This is a genomic window from Vagococcus sp. WN80Y, from assembly GCF_059621045.1.
The window spans coordinates 1-19,585 of sequence record NZ_JCAQHY010000117.1 but is presented as its reverse complement, the minus strand read 5'-3'; the positions used below and the strand labels follow the sequence as shown (position 1 = coordinate 19,585).

Annotated in this window: 26 protein-coding genes; 21 read left to right on the top strand and 5 right to left on the bottom strand. The window is 31.7% G+C overall.

Annotation, left to right across the window (positions count from 1 at the left end):
• The coding region (locus tag AC5KOD_RS04975) for a hypothetical protein (RefSeq protein WP_496913430.1) at nt 1–269 on the bottom strand (269 nt) is incomplete at its 3' end.
• Nucleotides 270–631: 362 nt separating this feature from the next.
• On the opposite strand from AC5KOD_RS04975, the gene AC5KOD_RS04970 reads away from it, so the two are divergent.
• Complete coding sequence (locus tag AC5KOD_RS04970; RefSeq protein ID WP_496913429.1) at nt 632–859, top strand: hypothetical protein; 228 nt, start codon at nt 632–634, stop codon at nt 857–859.
• A gap of 70 nt (nt 860–929) precedes the next feature.
• Here the strand turns inward: AC5KOD_RS04970 and AC5KOD_RS04965 are convergent, their stop codons facing one another.
• Together AC5KOD_RS04965 and AC5KOD_RS04960 are read right to left on the bottom strand one after the other, a co-directional pair.
• Nucleotides 930–2,447, bottom strand: coding sequence for an HD domain-containing protein (locus AC5KOD_RS04965; protein WP_496913428.1), 1,518 nt, complete (start codon nt 2,445–2,447; stop codon nt 930–932).
• Nucleotides 2,447–3,457, bottom strand: coding sequence for a hypothetical protein (locus AC5KOD_RS04960; protein WP_496913427.1), 1,011 nt, complete (start codon nt 3,455–3,457; stop codon nt 2,447–2,449). Before AC5KOD_RS04960 ends, AC5KOD_RS04965 begins: the two co-directional genes overlap by 1 nt.
• Before the next feature lie 217 nt (nt 3,458–3,674).
• Between AC5KOD_RS04960 and AC5KOD_RS04955 the strand changes: the two genes are divergently transcribed.
• The 5 genes from AC5KOD_RS04955 to AC5KOD_RS04935 all read left to right on the top strand — a co-directional run bounded on the left by AC5KOD_RS04955 (nt 3,675) and on the right by AC5KOD_RS04935 (nt 5,897).
• Nucleotides 3,675–3,935, top strand: coding sequence for a hypothetical protein (locus AC5KOD_RS04955; RefSeq protein WP_496913426.1), 261 nt, complete (start codon nt 3,675–3,677; stop codon nt 3,933–3,935).
• Nucleotides 3,936–4,318: 383 nt separating this feature from the next.
• On the top strand, nt 4,319–4,603 hold the full coding sequence (locus AC5KOD_RS04950) for a hypothetical protein (protein WP_496913425.1): 285 nt from the start codon (nt 4,319–4,321) through the stop codon (nt 4,601–4,603).
• A complete protein-coding gene (locus AC5KOD_RS04945; RefSeq protein WP_496913424.1) occupies nt 4,596–4,958 on the top strand; it encodes a hypothetical protein in 363 nt (120 codons plus the stop codon). Before AC5KOD_RS04950 ends, AC5KOD_RS04945 begins: the two co-directional genes overlap by 8 nt.
• Before the next feature lie 391 nt (nt 4,959–5,349).
• Complete coding sequence (locus AC5KOD_RS04940; RefSeq protein ID WP_496913423.1) at nt 5,350–5,583, top strand: helix-turn-helix transcriptional regulator; 234 nt, start codon at nt 5,350–5,352, stop codon at nt 5,581–5,583.
• Nucleotides 5,580–5,897, top strand: a complete 318-nt coding sequence (locus AC5KOD_RS04935) for a hypothetical protein (protein WP_496913422.1) — start codon at nt 5,580–5,582, stop codon at nt 5,895–5,897. The genes AC5KOD_RS04940 and AC5KOD_RS04935 overlap by 4 nt, the downstream gene beginning before the upstream one ends.
• Before the next feature lie 246 nt (nt 5,898–6,143).
• Here AC5KOD_RS04935 and AC5KOD_RS04930 read toward each other — a convergent pair whose 3' ends face one another.
• A complete protein-coding gene (locus AC5KOD_RS04930; RefSeq protein ID WP_496913421.1) occupies nt 6,144–6,320 on the bottom strand; it encodes a hypothetical protein in 177 nt (58 codons plus the stop codon).
• A gap of 84 nt (nt 6,321–6,404) precedes the next feature.
• Nucleotides 6,405–9,284, bottom strand: coding sequence for a type 2 lanthipeptide synthetase LanM (lanM, locus tag AC5KOD_RS04925; RefSeq protein WP_496913420.1), 2,880 nt, complete (start codon nt 9,282–9,284; stop codon nt 6,405–6,407).
• Between the two features lie 235 nt (nt 9,285–9,519).
• Here lanM (AC5KOD_RS04925) and AC5KOD_RS04920 point away from each other — a divergent pair, with 235 nt between their 5' ends.
• The 15 genes from AC5KOD_RS04920 (at nt 9,520) to AC5KOD_RS04850 (ending at nt 19,446) form a co-directional block, all read left to right on the top strand.
• Nucleotides 9,520–9,708, top strand: coding sequence for a mersacidin family lantibiotic (locus tag AC5KOD_RS04920; protein ID WP_496913419.1), 189 nt, complete (start codon nt 9,520–9,522; stop codon nt 9,706–9,708).
• Nucleotides 9,709–9,730: 22 nt separating this feature from the next.
• Nucleotides 9,731–9,913: a mersacidin family lantibiotic gene (locus tag AC5KOD_RS04915; RefSeq protein WP_496913418.1), complete on the top strand. Its 183-nt coding sequence runs from the start codon at nt 9,731–9,733 to the stop codon at nt 9,911–9,913.
• 89 nt (nt 9,914–10,002) lie between these two features.
• Nucleotides 10,003–10,185, top strand: a complete 183-nt coding sequence (locus tag AC5KOD_RS04910) for a mersacidin family lantibiotic (protein ID WP_496913417.1) — start codon at nt 10,003–10,005, stop codon at nt 10,183–10,185.
• Between the two features lie 41 nt (nt 10,186–10,226).
• Entirely contained in the window at nt 10,227–10,373 is a 147-nt protein-coding gene (locus tag AC5KOD_RS04905; protein ID WP_496913416.1) for a bacteriocin, read from the top strand.
• A gap of 25 nt (nt 10,374–10,398) precedes the next feature.
• The gene (locus AC5KOD_RS04900; protein ID WP_496913415.1) at nt 10,399–10,590 is read left to right on the top strand and encodes a mersacidin family lantibiotic; all 192 of its coding nucleotides are present in this window, start codon (nt 10,399–10,401) and stop codon (nt 10,588–10,590) included.
• Nucleotides 10,591–10,607: 17 nt separating this feature from the next.
• Nucleotides 10,608–10,940 carry a hypothetical protein gene (locus AC5KOD_RS04895; RefSeq protein ID WP_496913414.1) on the top strand — a complete coding sequence of 111 codons (333 nt, stop codon included), beginning with the start codon at nt 10,608–10,610 and terminating at the stop codon, nt 10,938–10,940.
• 13 nt (nt 10,941–10,953) lie between these two features.
• Nucleotides 10,954–11,163, top strand: a complete 210-nt coding sequence (locus AC5KOD_RS04890; protein ID WP_496913413.1) for a mersacidin family lantibiotic — start codon at nt 10,954–10,956, stop codon at nt 11,161–11,163.
• A 14-nt stretch (nt 11,164–11,177) separates the two neighbouring features.
• The gene (locus AC5KOD_RS04885; protein ID WP_496913412.1) at nt 11,178–11,357 is read left to right on the top strand and encodes a lichenicidin A2 family type 2 lantibiotic; all 180 of its coding nucleotides are present in this window, start codon (nt 11,178–11,180) and stop codon (nt 11,355–11,357) included.
• 87 nt (nt 11,358–11,444) lie between these two features.
• Entirely contained in the window at nt 11,445–14,534 is a 3,090-nt protein-coding gene (gene lanM, locus AC5KOD_RS04880) for a type 2 lanthipeptide synthetase LanM (protein ID WP_496913411.1), read from the top strand.
• A complete protein-coding gene (locus AC5KOD_RS04875; RefSeq protein WP_496913410.1) occupies nt 14,531–15,232 on the top strand; it encodes a flavodoxin family protein in 702 nt (233 codons plus the stop codon). Before lanM (AC5KOD_RS04880) ends, AC5KOD_RS04875 begins: the two co-directional genes overlap by 4 nt.
• A gap of 44 nt (nt 15,233–15,276) precedes the next feature.
• The gene (locus AC5KOD_RS04870; RefSeq protein WP_496913409.1) at nt 15,277–15,507 is read left to right on the top strand and encodes a hypothetical protein; all 231 of its coding nucleotides are present in this window, start codon (nt 15,277–15,279) and stop codon (nt 15,505–15,507) included.
• A 51-nt stretch (nt 15,508–15,558) separates the two neighbouring features.
• Entirely contained in the window at nt 15,559–18,525 is a 2,967-nt protein-coding gene (gene lanM, locus AC5KOD_RS04865) for a type 2 lanthipeptide synthetase LanM (protein WP_496913408.1), read from the top strand.
• Nucleotides 18,526–18,550: 25 nt separating this feature from the next.
• The gene (locus AC5KOD_RS04860; protein WP_496913407.1) at nt 18,551–18,742 is read left to right on the top strand and encodes a mersacidin family lantibiotic; all 192 of its coding nucleotides are present in this window, start codon (nt 18,551–18,553) and stop codon (nt 18,740–18,742) included.
• A gap of 181 nt (nt 18,743–18,923) precedes the next feature.
• On the top strand, nt 18,924–19,130 hold the full coding sequence (locus tag AC5KOD_RS04855; protein WP_496913406.1) for a hypothetical protein: 207 nt from the start codon (nt 18,924–18,926) through the stop codon (nt 19,128–19,130).
• Between the two features lies 1 nt (nt 19,131).
• Entirely contained in the window at nt 19,132–19,446 is a 315-nt protein-coding gene (locus AC5KOD_RS04850; protein ID WP_496913405.1) for a hypothetical protein, read from the top strand.
• Nucleotides 19,447–19,585: the final 139 nt, after the last annotated feature.

Here is a 19,585-nt window from a genome sequence, read left to right as displayed (position 1 = left end):
TCATCTACAATCATTTTGAGACGTGGTTCAGCAGTTGGCGCTATGTCAGAAAGTTGTTGTTCTAACATGGATAAGTTGGCAATGTTATTCATGGCTGTATTAGTGATTAAAGACATTCCATTCTCAATGGTATTTTTTCTAATTACAGCACGCACAACCTCACAAGTATCTTTGTGGATTTGTCGTTTAGTAGCAAGTGGCATATGTTCACTAGAAAAGTTACTTGGTGACAAGGCAGTTGAAAAATCATTTTGTTCTTGGTTGTTCATTTTGATAACCTCGTTTCGATTTTTTATTTTAAGCATTCGCGAATTACTTGAGATAAGCATAAAACAAAAAAAGCCTCCTTTGAGAAAAAGGAGGAAAAAAGGAATATTTGTAATATTCGAAAAAATCAGTATAAAGCCTGATGATATATTGTTTTATATGTGATAATTTTAACTTGTGAAATAGGAAAGGAAAATTAAAAGAGCTTAACGAAGAGTTATTCTATGACTTAGTTGCTGATTTAACACTATTAAAAAAAGGAGAGGGATTTACATTTTTTAGGCTAGAGAAAGTTCCAACTTTTAGAAAAGTCATGAATCGCGAGAAAGAAGATTTTAGAAAGACAAAAATTAGGTTCGTATATTTGATAAAACTCTTGCCAGATGACATGGCGCAAATTTCTTTATTGGCTGGATTTGGTTTGTTAACGGATTATAGAGGGATAAAAACATTGAAGGAGCGACGCTTCAAATTGATGAAAGCACTACCTGTTAGTTATGACGCTTTAGAGGAGATTGAGCGGATTTCAGTGGAAGAGCTTGGGAAGTATATTATTGAAGCAGATATCAATTTAAAACACATTTCTTTTTAATTCGAATGCAGTTAAGAGGTAGCACTACCACCATTGAAAGCTACCTCTTTAGCTGTTATCTCAATATATTTTATTTATTTTTCGTGTTCTCAAAAAAGTATTCTGCACTTTCTTGTAAAAAATCTAAAGCAGCTTGCTTTCTAAATTCTAACGACTCAGGTCTTGAAATATACTCTTCAATCTTTTCATGGAAGTCTTCTTCAGTCCCGTCCCCAAAAGTAATTGTAAAATATCCTACAAGGCTTTTGATTGCTTGGTTTGTCTCCAGATATCTAAACCAAGAGAATTTTGCTCGTACATTTTCAGAAGTTTTAATTTCAAATTCGTTATTTTGCTCGACATTTTTTATTTTTGTTCGCTTATCGATCTCTTTTATCCTGTTTCCATTTTCGCTTATTTCATAAACTTTATCTAAGTGGATAGCAAGTTGAACATCAACATTAAATATGAGGTCATGAAAAGTCATCTCTTGGTCATAAACTTTAAGTTTTTGCTTGGCCACTTTAATTTCTACTTCTCCCCGTTTTTCTTCTTCCTCATCGTTATCTTTATCACTAAGAAAACCTTGCTCTTTTAAGCGAAAGGAATCCTCTGTATCTAGAATAACTCTGTAGCTAAACTGTGGAAAATCAATGTCTGTGATTATCGCGCATAGCGAACCAGCTTCATTTTCAGAACGATATAGCTCACTAATATAATAGTTGCCGTCAATTTTATCTAAAAAATCAGTAAAAAATTTTGTGATATCTGCATTAGGAGCGTTAAAGATTAAGCGAATATTTATGGTAGGTGGAGCTGTTTTATATTTATTATTAACATCATAAAGCTCTATTAAATCAAGAGGCGAAATATTATAAAATTTCACAGTCATCGTCTGTAAATTCCTGAAAGTATATCTTTTCTCTACTGTATACTCTATAGTATTTTGTAATAATTTTAAGTTCTTTTGCCCATCAATGTTAGCTTTTACTTTTTCAATACGCTTTTCGAGGGTCTTAAAACGATCTGCTTCTAATAAAGAGAACTCAATATTTTTCAATCGCTTAGAGAAATAATTTGCCTTATTTTCAATTTCTTCTCTATCAACGGGAGTCATCTCATAAAACTCTTCCAACTTATTCTTTTGGTAATCATGAATCTTTTTGGGTGTTTGAAGATTATCTAGTGTTGTAGCCAATTGGATATAGACTATTTCTTTATCTCTTTTAGTTTTATGATAGGTAATTTCATTAACAAGGTTTAAAACGTTTGAGACTAGGCTACTTTCTGCTAAACCATCTTCTAAATCGCTATCAACTGATAATTCTAACTGTTCTCTCAATTCCCATTCATTAACATTAGTTTTTTCAAGTACATCATGTAGTAATGTTGCAAAAATCAAGCTATCGGAAAAACCAAGGTTCAATAAGAATTTTGCTGATCTAAGAGGGTGGCAAATAAAATCTTCCTTACTATCTCTTTTCTGATTAGAATGAGCCTTAAGAGCAATTTTGTAAATTGCAGAATATAAATCAACATCCCTTCCTTGAGAAAGACATTCTCGTAAAAAGTCTGATAATAATTTCTGTGGATTTGTTTCTATCTTCACTATTTTTTCGCCTCTTTTATTATAGAGTAAATACTTTTATCGATATCTCCTAAAGATATGTTATAGAGATTTTTTTGCTCTAACAGATTGCAAAATAAATCAATTTGCTGTTCAATTATATACTTGTCATCAGATTTTTGGATAGTCTCACGTAGAATAGCGTTATATTTTTTTACATCCTCCTCATTTTTATCAATCATATAATGAGAAGATTTTTGCAATAAAAGCAGGTACTTTTCCTTAATTTTCTTTTTTGCTTCCTCATCTAGTTGTATAGAAGATAGCGCAACGAAAGAGGTATATGGCGTAGGCTTTGTCCCTTGAGGTAATGTAGCGACCATCAAACCTGCACCACCATCATAAGAAGAGTTCATTCCCGTAGGTATATCAAATAAAATTGTAGTTTGTTGATGACTGTTTTCCAAATTTATAGAGAAATTTGAACCAAATTTTCTTAGAAAGCCGCTATAAATAGCCTCTGAATATTGTTCCTTGCTAGCATGTTCAAATATTTTCTCTAAATCTTCAAAATTATACATGCTATTTGGTAAATCTAATATGGCATGTATTTTTAAATCCTCATTTATTCTAATAATGCCACTCTTCAAGTTTAAAAGTGTATCTTGTAATTGAATAATATAATAAATAATATAGTATCTCTGTAGAGGCAACTTAGAATAACTCTCATCTTCTTTTACCATGCTTAACAAATCAAAATTCGGATTGAATAAATCACTAATCTCAACATTAATATTAGACAATTTTTCATTATCTGATTTTTTTAACAAAATATTAATATTATATATCAATCGTTCAATCGTTTTGATATTAGGACTCATGTTCTTTTTTGAGGTAAAAGAATCATTATAATTTAATAAACCAGAAAGAGCGCTTTGGGCAATTTCAGGATTTTTTCCATCTCCTTTACTTAACTGCGAAAGGGTAAAATCACCTTTTTCCTTTATCTGCTTCAAATTATTACATAATATCGTTGTTAATGATTGACTCATTTACGCACCCCATATCATTTTTAGTAATTTAATTATACTTCTATTTTAAGATAAAAGAAAGAGTTTGTTCTTTTTAAAGAATTTTCTTCTAAAAGAACGAAATGAGTTTGACTATCAAACTATATTCCTATACAATAATCTTAACTAAAGGGAGGGGGATTTTGTGTCTATAAAATTAGATGGTAGCTAGGCATCCAAGAAAGGTGGTGCTAATGGAATGAAGAAACTGTTTGGAAAACTGGAAAGCGTTTTAGAGGGTCTTCTCGAAGCTCTTGGAGAAACTGTATTTGGGTGGCTAATGGTCTCAATAAGTAAATATCCAGTATTAGTTGTTGGGGTGATAACATTAATTACGTTCACTGTGTTATACCTCTTAAGAAAGAAACGACAAAGAGAACAAGAAAAAAGGCGTCTCCAAAGTAAAAATAGGAGACGCCGAAACGGAAAACGGAAAAAGAAGAATAACCGTCTAAAGTAAAATCTTCTAATTCTGTTTATGAGATCATTTAAAAGATGATCTCTTTTTTAGTACTTTCTTCTTGATGAACGTTTGTTCGGAAGAACTCTTACATATTATAACACTTAGGTAAAAAATGCAAGAGTGAAATCAATACAAGGTTAAGTTTAGCTGTTTTACTCCTAAACGTCAAGTAGTTTTGCTTTACGTAAATTAAATTGATTTTCTTTCATTATTCAGTAAGTTTCTTGGATATTATCATTAAAAAAGCAAGCATACAAATTGAAAACCTTGCTAAATCAACGTTTCCATGCTATAATATCGTTCAGAGATGTAGCAATTTAACAAATATCTCTCACTCTTACTAGTGCAAAAGGTGCGCTCACCTAGCTAGTAAGGGCTGGGTGAAATATATAGAAAAGGGGTTGATAGCTTTGATGCAATTAAACTTGACGCCAGAGCAAGAAAAACTAGCTAAAGAAACTTTAGCTAAAGACGGTCAAACTCCAGAAGAAGCTTTCATGAGTTTCATTTATCTAAAAAATGAAGATGATAAAAGAACTCAATATTCTAGAATGATGGATAATCTTCATGTTCAGAAAATTCATGCTGACGCGGATGAAAACGGCACTTTGGTTATTCCAGAGAATGCTCCTGAACATGTGAAAGACTGGGTTCGGCATGGATGAATTTCAGATATATATTGTAGAGTCAAAAGTGTTCGGTGATCCTACGCCCGACAAAAGAAGACCTTCTGTATATATTGGACTTTCTTCTGAAAAATTTGGCTATGTTCGCTTTCTTGGCGTTTATTCGTATAAGGAAAAATTTGACAGACAAGATTTTTCTAAAAGAATGTATAAAATTCAAGATAAAGATATTGCACATGTAAACTCTAAAGAAGATTCATATATTGATGTATCTTCTGAAATTGTGCTTTCTCTAGCGAAAGTAAGAGAACTAGCTAATCCACAAGCTATTGGAAGACTCTCTGAAAAAGATATAATAGGTTTAATCGCCAAATACAACGCGTATAAACCATAATTAGTTTTATCTCTGCACCTTTTGCGCTCTCGTTCACACGAGGGCGTTTTTCTTTACGTGTGTTTCGCTATTTTTACGATTTTTTTTACGATTTAAATAAGCTCAATATAGCTTTCAAGTAAATATTAAATACAAATAAAGAAAAAAGCCCTCAGCTTTTAGTAGTCGAGAGCTTATATATCTATTAGCCATAGAGTTTTCAATTTCTTCTATTTAATATTTATAAATAGTGTTTTATGGAATCCTAGTTAAGGTTGAGAGTAGTTTTTTTTGTAGCAGCTAAAAAATAGACAAACAACTAAATTGTTATATTTTGACAAGAATGATATACTAAATAGATGAAATAAATATCAAAATGTATGATATAATAAATATATAAAGGAGAGATATCATGGCAAAATCAAAGTTATCTAACTTTGAAAGTTCTATCCATGTCTACCGAGCTATGTATCGAATGACACAACAAGAGTTAGCTGATAAAGTAGGCGTATCTCGACAAACTATTATGCAGTTGGAAAAAAATAAATACAACCCTTCTTTACTGCTAGCTTATGATATTGCATCGGTTTTTGATGTACCTATTGAAAAAGTATTTGAGTTTAAAAGATTGGAGGAGGACAAGTGAAACAGTTTTTAGAAAACTTGCCAGTAAATCATTGGTCTACGATAAGTATTATAATTTTGATTGTTATGTCAGTTTCTTATGTGGTACTTTTTTATTTTAGTAAAGAAGGAAGAGATGAACGTGGAAGAGGAATTTTTGCTTCAGCGAGTGCAATAACATTTGTCTTGATGTTAATTATTTCAATTGTATTAGATAGTAATGCCGATTCTTGGATAGTAAATTCTAGGGTATTTAAGTATGTAAATAATATCCAACTGGCTGCTATTTTTTTGTGTCAATCAATTAGTATTTTTATTCTAAAAAAAGTACGTTAGCAAATAGTGTGAATTTTATTTATGAAATCTTACTTTGTCAATTTGTCATTTGTAAATTGGTGAATGTGATGAAGCGTATCATTATTTTTTTTCAGTCAAATAAAAAATATGTAGTTGTTTAATGATTATTTCTAATATAAGTTGATAATAAATAATTTCTTAGTATTAAAAAATTAGTTTAAGTATTGAGAGATTAAATAAAACAGGGCTACTGAATCATTACTTGATTCAGTAGCCCTGTTTTATTTAGCAGAAGCCCCATAGTTGAGTATATCCTAAAATGGGGATAGGAGAATTCCTTTTAGTCGAATCTTCTTTTTTTTGTTTATCATGTTCAAAGGAATCTCCAATAATTTGATTCATTTTTTTGATTCTTTCTTTTTTCATTGAATGGGGGTGTAAAATAATAGATGCAGTAGTCATAGTTATATCTCCTTTTATTATTATAGTTATATTATATAATATTTTCACAATATTGTAAAGTATTTCTTTCATTTAGGAAAGAATTTATTTCAAAAATAGAATTGAATTCAGTTGCTTAGGAGAATTAACTTGGAGTAGCTGGTATCCGATACCAGATATTCCATTGAATAAGCCAATTGGTAATAATTTAAGATCACTTTTAAAAGAAATAGTTTTATGAAGCTTAAATTCAGTTTTATAAATGAAATTTACTGTATTTGAATAAGTACCGTGACAAAGAGAGGAATCTTGTGCTGTTAGGTCTTTTCTTTCTATAGAAATAGTATCTATTTGTAGTAGTCTAGCTGTTTCGTTGATACCAATAGTACCTTTGCACCAGGAGTCATCAACTATTTTTCTGTCTGAAAGAGCTAATTCAAATTCTGTAATTAGTTTTGGTGATAAAGGTGTATCGAAAATTGTTGAAAGCATACAAAGAGCGTACATGATGCCAGAACTTCCATGTGCGAATCCAATATTATCATGTTCAATTTCTGTGGTGGCAATTGCAAGTTTTTCAAGAAGCAGTATTATTTCAGGAATTGGAATTTCTTTGTAAATACTTACTAATATAGCTATCAAACTAGATTTTCCGTTGAGCCATTCATCTAGGAGATACTCTTCTCTTGTTTCTTTTATTATGAGCTTATTAATATACTTCTTAATTTCTTTTAAGTATTTTTTTTCATGACATAATCGGTAGGCGTAAAAAGCAGCAGTTAGGCTAGCACCATCGCCAAAGAAAGCAGATTGATATTCTTCTTTGGCAAATCGATCAGTGAAGATTTCTTTTTCTAAAAGGCAAATTATTTTTTTGTAATTATCTTTTGGAAGAAAATGATTTAGGCTGAACAAGAAAATGAAAATGCCAGTGGTACCATTGTACAGATTAGTTGATGGGTATTCTAATTCAATTTCGCCATCAATATTCGGCACACTTTCAGCCCATGAAACAAATTGAAGTTGTGGATCAATTGTTAAATTTTTAACAATGTAATCCCCTATATCAGCTGCCTTTCGTAAAAAGATATCGTCAACCTCTAGATTAGATTCTGGAATAGTAATCTTTTGTAAATCATAGGTCAAAGTTCCCAAACCCTCTCTTAGGAAAAGTAAAGATTGCGAGAGTGTCTTATCGGTAATAGTTTTAATGCGTTTAGTAAGTAGTTCTATACTGGAGTTAGGTAAAGCATTATCCAATAAATTCGTATTAGTTTTAATCCAATGGCTGTTACTAATCGATTCAAATAGTGGAATATCGTTGACTAGCATTTCTTTTATTTCCATAGGAACAGCATTTTTAGTGATGAATTGGGCTTCCCAAAGGTTCTCCATAATTTTTTCTCTTTCAATGAAATCAACCATACAACTAGGATGATGAGCGAATGATAAAAAATTAGCATAGTCTTGAGTGTCACGTAATACATGACGGACATAACAATTACTAAATATATCTTGTGCTAATTCAGCAATCAGTGCTTTATTTTTAAGGAGAAGCTGGTTCATCTCACTAAAGCCTTGCTCAATATCGGTTGTGTACTCTTGATAGTGAACCTCTACGCCATTTAAGCGAGGAATATTTTTTGCTCCATCTAAGTAATCATCTTCAAGTTGTAGTTTAATATCGCTTGTGTTTTCATTCACTAGTTTACGTACTTTGAAAGGTAATTTTTGTTTAGTACCGTTTAAAGCACTTATTTCTAGTTGCCTTTTCCAATATCGTTTTAAGGGAAGCAGACCAGAGCCAATATGTGATTGTTCTTCAATCAGTTGCTGCTTAGTCTTCAGTTCACGAAGATTTTTTGTTTGATCGGTAATAATGATAGTTTCAACATCGATTATTACTGGAAATTCTTTATGAGCAATTAGGTTTTCCATATGGAGATCGCTTGCTCCTAGCCAATAAGTAACAGCTAATAAAGAACCATAGTTAAAATAATAAGAGTTGATATCTTTTTTTGTCTGACATTCCATTTGATGAACTTCTTCTTCAATAGTGAAGTTGTCTTCAATTATGCGTTTAATTTTATAAAAGTGATAACGATTATCTAATTTTTCGATAGAGCTAAGAAATTTATTAAATTGTTCCCCTATTTGTAAGTTTTTATTTTTGAAAAGTAGATTGACTCCGTTAAGTTTAAATAGTAGTACTTTCTTACCTTGCGAGTGGCTTTCGCCTTTACCTAAGGTTATATCCTCTATTTTAAAAGGTAAATTAATTGAAAATGTTGTTTCAATTGGTAAGTAATGTTTTTCTAATGAGGAAATAAAAAATTCGCAATTATCAATAGCAAATTGCAAGCGAATACACAATAATTTTGCTAATGTCGGATATTCTGAAAAAAAATATTGGGTATTTTTTGAATTTGATAGTCGTTGATCAATATATGCTTCAAAGTCTTTTTCAGTCGAGTCGTTTATAATAGCCTCTCTCTCGATGATATCGTGAACATCCCAAATTAGTGTTTTTTGTGCAAGTAACATGAAATCAGATAGAATGCCTTCTTTGAGAGAATTGATTGCAGATGTACTGAAATTTATTGAAGGATATTTTTTTTGTATTATTATTAGTTTTTCAGAAAAATAATTAAGATGGAAACGCAAAGCTGTTTCTAATGAATAAGAGTGATCAACTTGTTTAGTAAATAATTGTTGATGCAATTGATACCATTCTTGCTTAATTACGTATTTATGCAATATTTTCAAACTCATTTCATTTAAAGGTGTAACACCACGATTAAAAGCTAATTTAGATAATTTTTGTTTTTCTAGAGATAAATCAAAGTCTTTTTCAGATAATAGTGAACGTCTTTCACGCCATTTTTTTAGATAATGAAGCGTTCGATCATCAGGAATAGTGCTTTTTAATAGTTCGTGTCGTTCTTTAATGCTGGTAGAGTAGCCCCAAAAGATAGAATTGGTCATTTATAACACTCCTTTTTTTAATAATAGTAAAGATTATGATATATAGCAATGGTTAATTGACATTATGTTTGAAAAATCAAACATTTGCAATTTATTTATATTTTTATGTAAGAAATAATTGACATTAAGTGTGGAATAAATTATGATGAAATCAATAAGAGACATATGTAAATCGCGAATGGATCTTGAAAGATTAAAAAACGTTTATTTTAGAAAAGTAGGAAGGAGAACTAGCTTGAGTGAAAAGGAAATTAAGAAAACCGACGTAGTTGGGAAGAATCTTGCAGATTTGACAGAAGAAGAATTAGCAGAAGTTCAAGGGCAAGGGGCTGAAGATGTGAATGGTGAGGTGATTGCAACTGTTACTAATGTGACGGGGCCAACAATTCATGTAGTGACTCGAATATTTTGCAAAAAAAAATAAACCGAAATAGGAGGCAAGGCATATGAGTGAAAAAGAAATCAAGAAAACAGATGTAGTGGGTAAGAAAATTGAAGATTTAACGGAAGAGGAACTGGAAGCAGTTCAAGGTCAGGGTAGTGGCGATGTTCAAGAAGAAATCACTCCAACAGTTACGGTAATATCAATGAGCGTAGTATGGACTATTTCAAAAAAGAAGTGTCTTTAAAAGAAAATTATTGAGTTATTAAAGATTGCAGTAGTAATTAAGACCCGAATATTTTGTAAAAAATAAACTGAAAATAGGAGACCGAAGATATGAGTGAAAAAGAAATCAAAAAAACAGATGTAGTGGGTAAGAAAATTGAAGATTTAACGGAAGAGGAACTGGAAGCAGTTCAAGGTCAGGGTAGTGGCGATGTTCAAGAGGAAATCACTCCAACAGTTACGGTAATATCAATGAGCGTAGTATGGACTATTTCAAAAAAGAAATGTCCTTAAGAAAAAGTGAGTAACTAAAATTGAAAAGAGGTATCTAAAATATGAATGAAAAAAAGGAAATAACTGAAAAAGAAATGAAGGCTATTCAAGGGCAAGGCCTTAATAAGGTAGCGAATAGTATTGAGAATAGGATAGCCTTTCCGGCGTTAATTAAAATAGGAATGAATTTTATTAATAAAAACAAATAGAGCAATTATAGGAAGGAAGAAGATAATGACTCAGGGTAAAAATATCAATAGTGCCAAAATAGCAGGAAAAACATTTGAAAATTTATCTGAAGAAGAAATGAGAGCAACTCAAGGATCTGGAAGTGATGTTGCTGAGGAAATATTAGTCTCAACAATTTTTTGTGGTGTGACAGCAGTAATTGGCGGTCATATTACAAACAAAATAATCAAGAAATAGAAATGGAGGATACAAAAATGGCGGTTAGTTTAAATGAAGAGCTTTTTTCAAAAACAGCAAAAATAATCAATGAAAAGTATGGTCTGGAAATCACATCATATGATGATTTGGGGCAATTGTCTCAGTTGAATCCAGAAGTCTATAAAGAATTAATTAATGATTCATCATTGTCACTTGCTAATGCATTAGAAGGAAAATCTTATGTTGAACTGGATGGAGATGATATTAGAGCAATTCAGGCTGCGGGACTAAATTTACCAGAATATGCTAAATCAACTTTATTTTTAGCAGGAATTGGCATCGGCAATAAAATTAGTCATATATGGACTACTAACGAAAATATGAAATAAGGAGTAGAAAACCATGGAAAAAAAAGAGACGGAAGAAAAAACAATTAGTGAAGATATAGAGCTAACATTTGAAAATTTGACTCAAGAAGAAATGGATTTTATTGCGGGAGCAGGTGATGTTGATGCAGAAGCTACCCCTGCTCTAAGTCTAGCTAGTCTTATCAGTTATTCAATAGGAGCGTCTATTGGAGCTTGGTCAAAAAACCATAAGTGTTTAGGATAAGGAGGGGAATTTGAATGAGTGAAGAAAAAAATGAGCTAGAAATTGATTTATTTGAAAACTTAACGCAAGAAGAAATGGATTTTATTGCAGGTGCAGGTGACGTAGATGCTGAAGGTACGCCTTTGATTAGCTTAGCGTCCTTAATATTTTCGATGTCGGCTAGTTATCATAGTAAATTTTCAATTTCATTTTAAGTAAGAATGAAGCGTTTGATTTGTTTAGAGAAATTATTAGATTTCTCTAAACAAATCAAAATAACTAAATCACAAGAGGGGGAAGACATGGAGATAATTACAAGAAATAACGTTAACGCTAAAAAGTTTTTTAGATCTTTAAATTTGAAAGAAAGATACGATTTTTTTCAAGAGATAGCAACTTTAGTAGATCTTGACTTCAAAAAGGATGTTCTGGATAGCTGGGAAAATAGAAAATCGTCATTAAAGAAAAATGATTGTAAAAAAATTGCTATGTTAAGAGAACTTTCTGATGAGTTGCTTTTATCAAATGCGTTATCTTATGACTATGATCAGTATGCAGAGTATGCAGGAGAGTATATTGAAAATACGGAGTGGTACCGTGAATTGGAAATAATATTCTCTGATAAAGATATGCTAGATCAAGAATATTTGATTGAAGATCAATATGGATACTTACTTCGACCATTTCTAAATTATGGACATGTCCAACTCAGGGAATTAGAACTAAAGTATGAAAACCTCTTAAATGAAAGTGTCGTACAAAGTTTATCAGAAACGCTGATGAGGAAAATGATTTCTATTAGTATTAAGACGTTTGTACACGAGTTAAAAAAATACAAAAGGCATAATGAATTGGATGGAGAATCTCCAGAGGAAAGATTGAATACTTTTTTTAGAAAATATAATAATAGCAGAGAAATAATTTCGTTGTACAATGACTATCCTGTCTTAGCGAGAAAATTATTGATGTGTACTAAAAATTACTTGAAATTTATTGAGTCATTTTTAGTTGACTATTGTAAAAATGAAATAAAACTAAAAAAGCAATTTGATATAGGCGAAAATTCAGTACTAAGTCATCTTCATATGGATGAAGGAGATTCACACCAGGAAAATAAATCAGTTATTTGTATTGAATATGATAATGGAAAAAAAATTGTATACAAGCCGAAAAATTTGAAGGTTTGGCAAGCATATGCGTCGTTAATTAATAACTTAAGCGGTAATAATTTTTTCTTAGATATGAAGTTACCATTGGTTATTGTTGAAGATAACTATACTTTTGAAGAATTCATCACGTATAAGCCTTGTACAAATAGTCATGAGATTGAAAATTATTATAAGAGATATGGTCAATTGATTGCCATTATGTATTTACTGGATGGAAATGACCTACATATGGAGAATATTATAGCTCATGGTGAGTACCCAACAGTTGTTGATATAGAAACTCTTTTCTACAATCAAATACCAACGACTAATCAAAAGAAAAATGCGGATATGATAGGTAAAAATAAATTGACTGAATTTGTCTCTCATAGTTTTTTACTACCAGCTGCCGTTACTTTAGATGTGCAAGGAAACAAAGTCGATTATAGTGCACTGAGCGGTGAAGGTAAAACTTTGGAGCAAGAAGTTTATCAATTAATCAATCTTGATACTGATGAAGTACAGTACAAAAAAATGAAGGTAAAAGTTGAGAATTCGAATAATATTGTTAAGCTTAATCAGGATAAAGTGAAATATACTAACTATACTGACATAATAATTGAGGGATTTGAGAATACCTTAATGTTTGTCTTGGATAACAAATCAACTATTGCAGATTGCTTATTAGCTTTTGCAGATAGTCGAGTGAGGATATTAGCAAGAAATACTTCAAATTATGGACAGTTATTAAGTTATACATACCATCCTAACTGCATGAAAAATGCTTTAGCGATTGATGGAATTATTGAAAATATTTTTGCGTTTCCCTTTGTTAGTAAAGAAATAATAAATTCAGAGTATGAAGATTTATTAAATGATGATATTCCTATATTTTTTGCTAAGGTAGCTGAAAAAAATATTTACGATAGTTGGATGAAGTGTATACCAAATGTATTTGATTCAGCTGGGTTGGATAAATCACTTTCTAAATTAGAAAATTTGTCCAAATATGATGTTGAAACTCAAATAGAAGTTATTAAAGTACAATTAGGGGCGACTGATAAAGAGTTAAATCGTAGGAAGGATGTAAAGAATAATACAGCAATTTTTAGCAATGATGTTTTAGCATTTGCTGATCAATTAATTGAAAAAGCTGTAATTGATGAAGAGTCAAAAACTATTTCATGGTTAATCATACAAGATGAAAAGGGGAATAAATTTCCTGGTACAATCAAATCTGATTATTATGATGGTTTGATGGGTGTTGCAAGATATTACCATAAATTATTTATGGTTACTAATGAATTAAAATATCAAAAATTAAGAGATTATTGTTTTAATAGTTCTAAAAGTCCTTATACACAACAACCGAGTTTTTCTTCTTTAATTGGCTTTTTTGCTCCTCTTAATCTTTGTTTAGAGGTTTTAAAAGAAGATATTAACTGTGGGAAAATGTACAGAGAAGCCTTGTACAAATCAATTGATTATATAAAGGAATTTATTGGAAAAGAATGGAACGATATTAGTTTGCAGACTGGGGCGACGAGTTTACTTATCACGTTAAACAATATTTATTTATACACTAGAGATGTTAGTCTCTTAACACCTATTAGTTTGTTAGCAAAAAAAATAATTCGTGTAGAGGCAGAGAGCATGGTAAACAATAACGTAAGCTTCTTAGATGGCTATTCTGGAAAGGTTATGGCATTTTTGCAAGTATATGAAATAACCAATAATTTAAAATACAAAAATTTCGCTAAAGAATGTATTATTCTGGAAAAAGAAATGTTGAATAAGCAAATTGAAAAAAATGATGTGAAAATAAATTTTAAAGATGGATTAATCGGATTAGCATACACTCGTTTAGCGTTTCTAGGCAGTGATATCTTCAATGAATTGAATTTTAAAAAAGACATTGCTATTGTTTTGGATGAAGTAAATAACTATAAAGACTTATTAGAACATGATTCTATATTTGAAGGAAATGCGGGTATTATAGATTTTTACTTTGAAATGTGTGTCCAGTATAATGACGAAAAATATTTTAGAATTGCAGAAGAATGGCTCCGGAAAATGGTAGAAAGAAAAGAGAAAAAAAATAGATTTCAAATTGAAAAGTATTATGGCTTCTCATCAATAAGTATGGCTGAAGGAGAACTTGGTTTAGCCTATACACAATTGAGACATAAATTCTTAGAAAAAACACCTTCTCATTTTCCTCTTTTAATGAGAGGTAATGTATGAAGAAGATAATGGTTTACGTTGGATCTAGAAACAAACGATCAAAGTCGATGAGTGCGGTAAAAAAAATGGAAAAACTCATACATGAAAAATTTCCTGGAAATTATGTAATGGATGTTTATTCTCCTCAAAACTTAAAAGTGAATCCCTGTGAAGGCTGCACAACATGTTTTTTTAAAGGCAGATGTCCAATTGACAAAAGAACAGATGATGATAGTGAGCTACTGAAGGAAAAACTATTAGAAGCTGATTTTATTATATTTGCAACGCCAGTTTATTTCCATAATGTTTCATCAGATATGAAATGCTTGATAGACAGATTGACCTATTGGACACATCTTTTTAGATTAGCTGGAAAGAAAGGAAGTTTCATTGTTTCGGCAAGTAGTAATGGAATAATAAAAGTTGCAGATATGATGAATACTTTTATGGGGACACTAGGTATCTCTATGATAGATACGATAGAATTGTCCGAATTTAATACGTTAGAGACAGTAAATATGGAGAAGTTTGTTGATGATTTAAATTTTTCTTTATCAAATGAGTACCAATATGAAGTTAGTGAAGAAATGGAACAAATATTTGAGAATTATCAAATTATTTATAAGGAGCAACCTATAAATTATTCTGAACATCGTTATTGGAAAAATGAAGGGATGTTTGAATTTGAATCATTGCGTGATTATCTTAAAACTAAATAGTAGAAAAGATATTGTTGGGAGAAAATATAAAGGAGAGAAAAGTTATGAAAGAGACATTAAGTTCAGTATTTAATTCACTTATCTATGCTGTGCCCTTATTACTAGTCATTTTAGCTGTTACTAAAGTAGTTGGAAATAAACTTGATCAAAAGAGAATTCCTGCTGGGAAAGTATCAGTAGCCACAGGTAAAGGATTCATTAATCTTTATTTTGGAGCAGTACTAATAGTTGGTATTTTGTGGGTTATTGCGACAATTATTATTAATCTTGGATAAAAATTCAACTTTTGACATAGTAACAGAAATTATAGTGAGGAGTGACGTACGTTGTCAGATAAAAACTTAGTCTTAGCGTTAAGTAGTCAAGAACGAAGTCGATTATTAAAAGAAAGCTACACAGGTAATGAAAAAGAATTTATCAATACGATTCAGTCTTGGCGAAAAAAGAAATCAATCGTAACAGATGAGTTATTTGAACTGTCGCTCTTTGCGAAGCAGTGCTCTAAGTCAGATTTTGCAATCGGAATCAAGAAGTTGACAATGGAGGATGCTGATAGATTATATGAGAACCTTCATAATCAAGAGTGGTACCATCTTCATAAGAAAATCATGAGTGGTGTAGTGGCTGATGAAAGTAAAGAAGAGTTTGATTTTTTTGTACGACCTTATTTGCTGTGGCTTACGCAGAAATTAGAGAGTCTTGATAAAGAAGTTATGATAAATGTATCATCTGCTGTGAAAGAGACTTTTTTACAAGTCTTTACTTTAGAGATTAGTCAGCTAAGTTTAAAGACTATTGTCTATGATCAAAATGATTTTTTTGAAAGCGACATTCCAACACACAACGTGACGGCTCTTTATTTTAAACGCCGCTTTCACAACAAATTAGAGTATACAGATTTTTTTAATGATTACCCTGTATTAGCTCGTCTTTTGGCGACTCGAGCGCAGTTTATGTTTGACAATTTAAGGAGTTTTATAGAGGCGCTCGCTTCCTTAAGTGATGATGAGTGGCAGACATTTGGAATAAATGGCTTGCTTGATTTAGAGCAAGTGACAATGGATAAAGGGGATAGTCATGATCAAGGTAAATCCGTCATTTTGTTTACTTTAAATGGTCGACAACTGGTTTTTAAGTATAAAAACTTAGAAGTTGGTCAACGCTTTAATGAATTTCTATTAGAGTTAGAAACGTTATCACTTGATTTGTCATTTTATCAGGTGAAACGGGTAATCAAAGAGGAGTTTACAGTTGAAGAATGTGTGAGTTATCAACCGTGTACAACCCGAAAAGAAGTCTCACTTTTTTACCAGCGATTTGGCCAATTAATTGCGATTACTCATTTACTCCGTGGCAATGATTTTCATTTAGAAAACTTGATTGCAGTAGGAAGCTATCCCGTATTGATTGATATTGAAACGCTTATTCAAAATACTGGTAATGCGGTAGATAAAGGTGTTGCGGCAAATTGCTATGCGCAAAAATATGCCGAAACGATTATGGGAACAAGTCTTTTACCAACTATTCATGAAAATAAGCAAGGCGCAGTTGAATTTAGTGCGCTTAATGGTGATGAGCAACTATTATCAGAAAAGGTATTGCAGCTAGTTAGTGATGATAGTGGCCGTATGAAGATGGAGTACTTAGCCTATGTAATGCCTGGAGCTGATAATTTACCGCGTTTAAAAGATGAGAAAGTAAATTGGCTAGATTATAGTCAAGATATTTTAAAGGGATTTACTGATCTTTACGAGTTAGTAATTGTGCATAAGGAGTTGCTGAGTGAGTTAGTTGAGAAATTATTTTCTGGTGTTAAGGTACGTAATGTATTGAAAGCCACTCAAAAATATGCCGAAATGTTGGATTATGGGTATCATCCAAGTTATATGACCAACTATTTAAATCGTGAAAAATTATTTGAAAATATTTGGGCCTATGGGTATAACAATTTGGCCGTAGTACCTTATGAAATTGAGGCGTTGTTAGTAAACGACATCCCCATTTTTTATAATAGGACAAATGAAAAGGAGTTGATAGTGGACAACGATCGATCGCTTAATGGTTTTTATAAACAGACTGCAAGTGATTTGATGACGAGTCGTTTTGCTTCGGTAAGCCATTCTGACTTTACGATTCAAAAAAATCGATTGTTAATTGCATTAAATTTATATGATGGCAATTGCCAAGAGGTCACTCTTCATTCCAATAATGATTATATGGAGAAGGCAGATGAAATTGCCGGTCTAATTTACAAAGACTTACTATTTGGCAGTGAAAAACGAGATGTTACGCTACCTCGATATACGATAGATAAAGAAGAGCAGTGGAAAAAAGACTGTATGACTGCCAACTTTTATGATGGTTTAGGTGGTATTTATTTATTTTTCTGGGAGTTGCAGCAGCTGAGACCGCAGGAGCGTTATAATGACTTATTATCTATAATGGATCGCATGTTCTTTAGACGAGTGGTACCAATAAAAAATCACGATGAGTATGCTAGTAATTTAAGTCTACTCCATATCTTAACTCAAAAAATTAGGCGATCATATAATTTAACAGATAGTATGACAGCTAAAAAGTTAGTGAAGACGATTGAGGATTACTACCATAAAACGTCTTTTAACAATGAGTGGTTATTTGGTCGATCTAGTTTGTTAAAAGTCGCACTTAATTTGTATCAATTACCTTACTTCAAGACCCTTGAAAAATTTATTAAAGAGATCATTGCAGATATTGAGTTAGAAAAAATGGATAATGCCAGTTTTGCTCATGGATATGCCGGAGTGGCTTATAGTCTGTGTTGTGCAGTGGAAGTCTTTCCAGAAGAGGAGAGTATTCCAATTAAAGTAAGATTGTTTTTAAAGGCAATGGAGAGTGCTGATTATATTTATGACGGAACTAATACTACATGGTGCAATGGCTTAGCTGGAATTGGAATGGCTCTTCAAAAGGCCATGAAAATGAATGTGGCAGATGATATTATTCATTTTGATCGCTATCAGGATATATTAGATGCCGTACTAGATGAGAACTATCAAGACGATTGTTTGTGTCATGGTGTAGCAGGAACGATCGAACTTTTAAGAGCTGGGTTATCTGATGAAAAAAATAATCAGGAACAAGAAGCTAAAATGAATGAGTTTATAAACAAAGAGCTATCTCGTCATGCTTTTTATGTTCAAGGCCTTGAAAATGAGCCAGAGTACGATTTGATGACTGGTTTGGCAGGTATCGGATATGAATTTTTAAGAAATAGCTCTGATGAGGTTTCTAATATTCTATTGTTAGAATAATAATATAAATGGAAGGAAGTATTGCATGAATAAAAAAGAAGACAATATCGAAAAGTCGGTACCAGAAAATGAGTTTTCTGGCAAGAAGTTTGAAGATCTAACAGAAGAGGAAATGGACGTCATTCAAGGGAGTGGCACTGATGATGTGGCGCCAGAAAATTTAACGATTACGGTTGATTTACTTTTATCCCGTGGTCAAATTAAATGTAGAAAATAGACATGTAGTAAAAGAACATAGATTGGCAAGTAATAGCCACTCTAAGTTCTTTTATTGTATTTCGGTTATAAGAATTGAGAGTTGCCAAGCTAGATACTCTCCATAGATTTAATGACCCAAAAGTATGAAACGATGGGACAAATGTATTAAAAAAATTTGAGAAAAAAGCAGGAAAACTAATATGGAAAAATTGCATAAGCTTGGAAAAATAAGAAACAGTTTATTTGCGATAGGCATTGGTTTGTCAGTTATTTCTATGATCTTCATGGATTATTTGAAGTTTTTTGGTTTCTTGACTGCCTCACTTGCAATGGTATCGTTAGCTAGTGGGCTAGTTTTAATGATAATGATCTTGATGAAGAATAAGAGTGAAAAAAGGGGGAGATAGGGTGTTAATAATAGTCGTTTATTTATTCTTAAGCTTGTTTGTTGTAACTAGTTTAGTTAGGAAAAAGAATGGTTATTTTGAAAAGGTGATCTCTCTTTTTTTAGGATTTTCTGGATTAGGCTTGTTTTTGTTTAAAGAGAATGTCAATTTTGTGTGGAACATTAGTTATTTGTTACCAATTATATTGCTCTTAGCTTTAGTTGGATTGCAGTGGAGAGTCGCTAAAAATAAATCTTTTGACAGTATAAGTAAAGGTTTAGGTCTAGTGGTATGTATGTGTTGTTTTTCGTTGGTGATTAGTCTACTGGTGCATTAAAAAAGAGCTAAGAGTATTTTTTGGATCTAAGTCAATATCTTGGACACTTTTTGGGAGACTTTTTTGAAAAATGTCACTTTGAGAGTGTGCCATCGTTTCCCATCCCCCTCAAGCCCAAATCGCTTGACCGCTATGGGTA

Bases quoted from the DNA above. Each gene is read 5' to 3' on its own strand.
- AC5KOD_RS04960 (WP_496913427.1), bottom strand. From the start codon at position 3,457: ATGAGTCAATCATTAACAACGATATTATGTAATAATTTGAAGCAGATA.
- AC5KOD_RS04955 (WP_496913426.1), top strand. From the start codon at position 3,675: ATGAAGAAACTGTTTGGAAAACTGGAAAGCGTTTTAGAGGGTCTTCTC.
- AC5KOD_RS04945 (WP_496913424.1), top strand. From the start codon at position 4,596: ATGGATGAATTTCAGATATATATTGTAGAGTCAAAAGTGTTCGGTGAT.
- AC5KOD_RS04940 (WP_496913423.1), top strand. From the start codon at position 5,350: ATGGCAAAATCAAAGTTATCTAACTTTGAAAGTTCTATCCATGTCTAC.
- AC5KOD_RS04930 (WP_496913421.1), bottom strand. From the start codon at position 6,320: ATGACTACTGCATCTATTATTTTACACCCCCATTCAATGAAAAAAGAA.
- lanM (WP_496913420.1), bottom strand. From the start codon at position 9,284: ATGACCAATTCTATCTTTTGGGGCTACTCTACCAGCATTAAAGAACGA.
- AC5KOD_RS04915 (WP_496913418.1), top strand. From the start codon at position 9,731: ATGAGTGAAAAAGAAATCAAGAAAACAGATGTAGTGGGTAAGAAAATT.
- AC5KOD_RS04910 (WP_496913417.1), top strand. From the start codon at position 10,003: ATGAGTGAAAAAGAAATCAAAAAAACAGATGTAGTGGGTAAGAAAATT.
- AC5KOD_RS04905 (WP_496913416.1), top strand. From the start codon at position 10,227: ATGAATGAAAAAAAGGAAATAACTGAAAAAGAAATGAAGGCTATTCAA.
- AC5KOD_RS04900 (WP_496913415.1), top strand. From the start codon at position 10,399: ATGACTCAGGGTAAAAATATCAATAGTGCCAAAATAGCAGGAAAAACA.
- AC5KOD_RS04895 (WP_496913414.1), top strand. From the start codon at position 10,608: ATGGCGGTTAGTTTAAATGAAGAGCTTTTTTCAAAAACAGCAAAAATA.
- AC5KOD_RS04890 (WP_496913413.1), top strand. From the start codon at position 10,954: ATGGAAAAAAAAGAGACGGAAGAAAAAACAATTAGTGAAGATATAGAG.
- AC5KOD_RS04885 (WP_496913412.1), top strand. From the start codon at position 11,178: ATGAGTGAAGAAAAAAATGAGCTAGAAATTGATTTATTTGAAAACTTA.
- lanM (WP_496913411.1), top strand. From the start codon at position 11,445: ATGGAGATAATTACAAGAAATAACGTTAACGCTAAAAAGTTTTTTAGA.
- AC5KOD_RS04875 (WP_496913410.1), top strand. From the start codon at position 14,531: ATGAAGAAGATAATGGTTTACGTTGGATCTAGAAACAAACGATCAAAG.
- AC5KOD_RS04870 (WP_496913409.1), top strand. From the start codon at position 15,277: ATGAAAGAGACATTAAGTTCAGTATTTAATTCACTTATCTATGCTGTG.
- AC5KOD_RS04860 (WP_496913407.1), top strand. From the start codon at position 18,551: ATGAATAAAAAAGAAGACAATATCGAAAAGTCGGTACCAGAAAATGAG.
- AC5KOD_RS04855 (WP_496913406.1), top strand. From the start codon at position 18,924: ATGGAAAAATTGCATAAGCTTGGAAAAATAAGAAACAGTTTATTTGCG.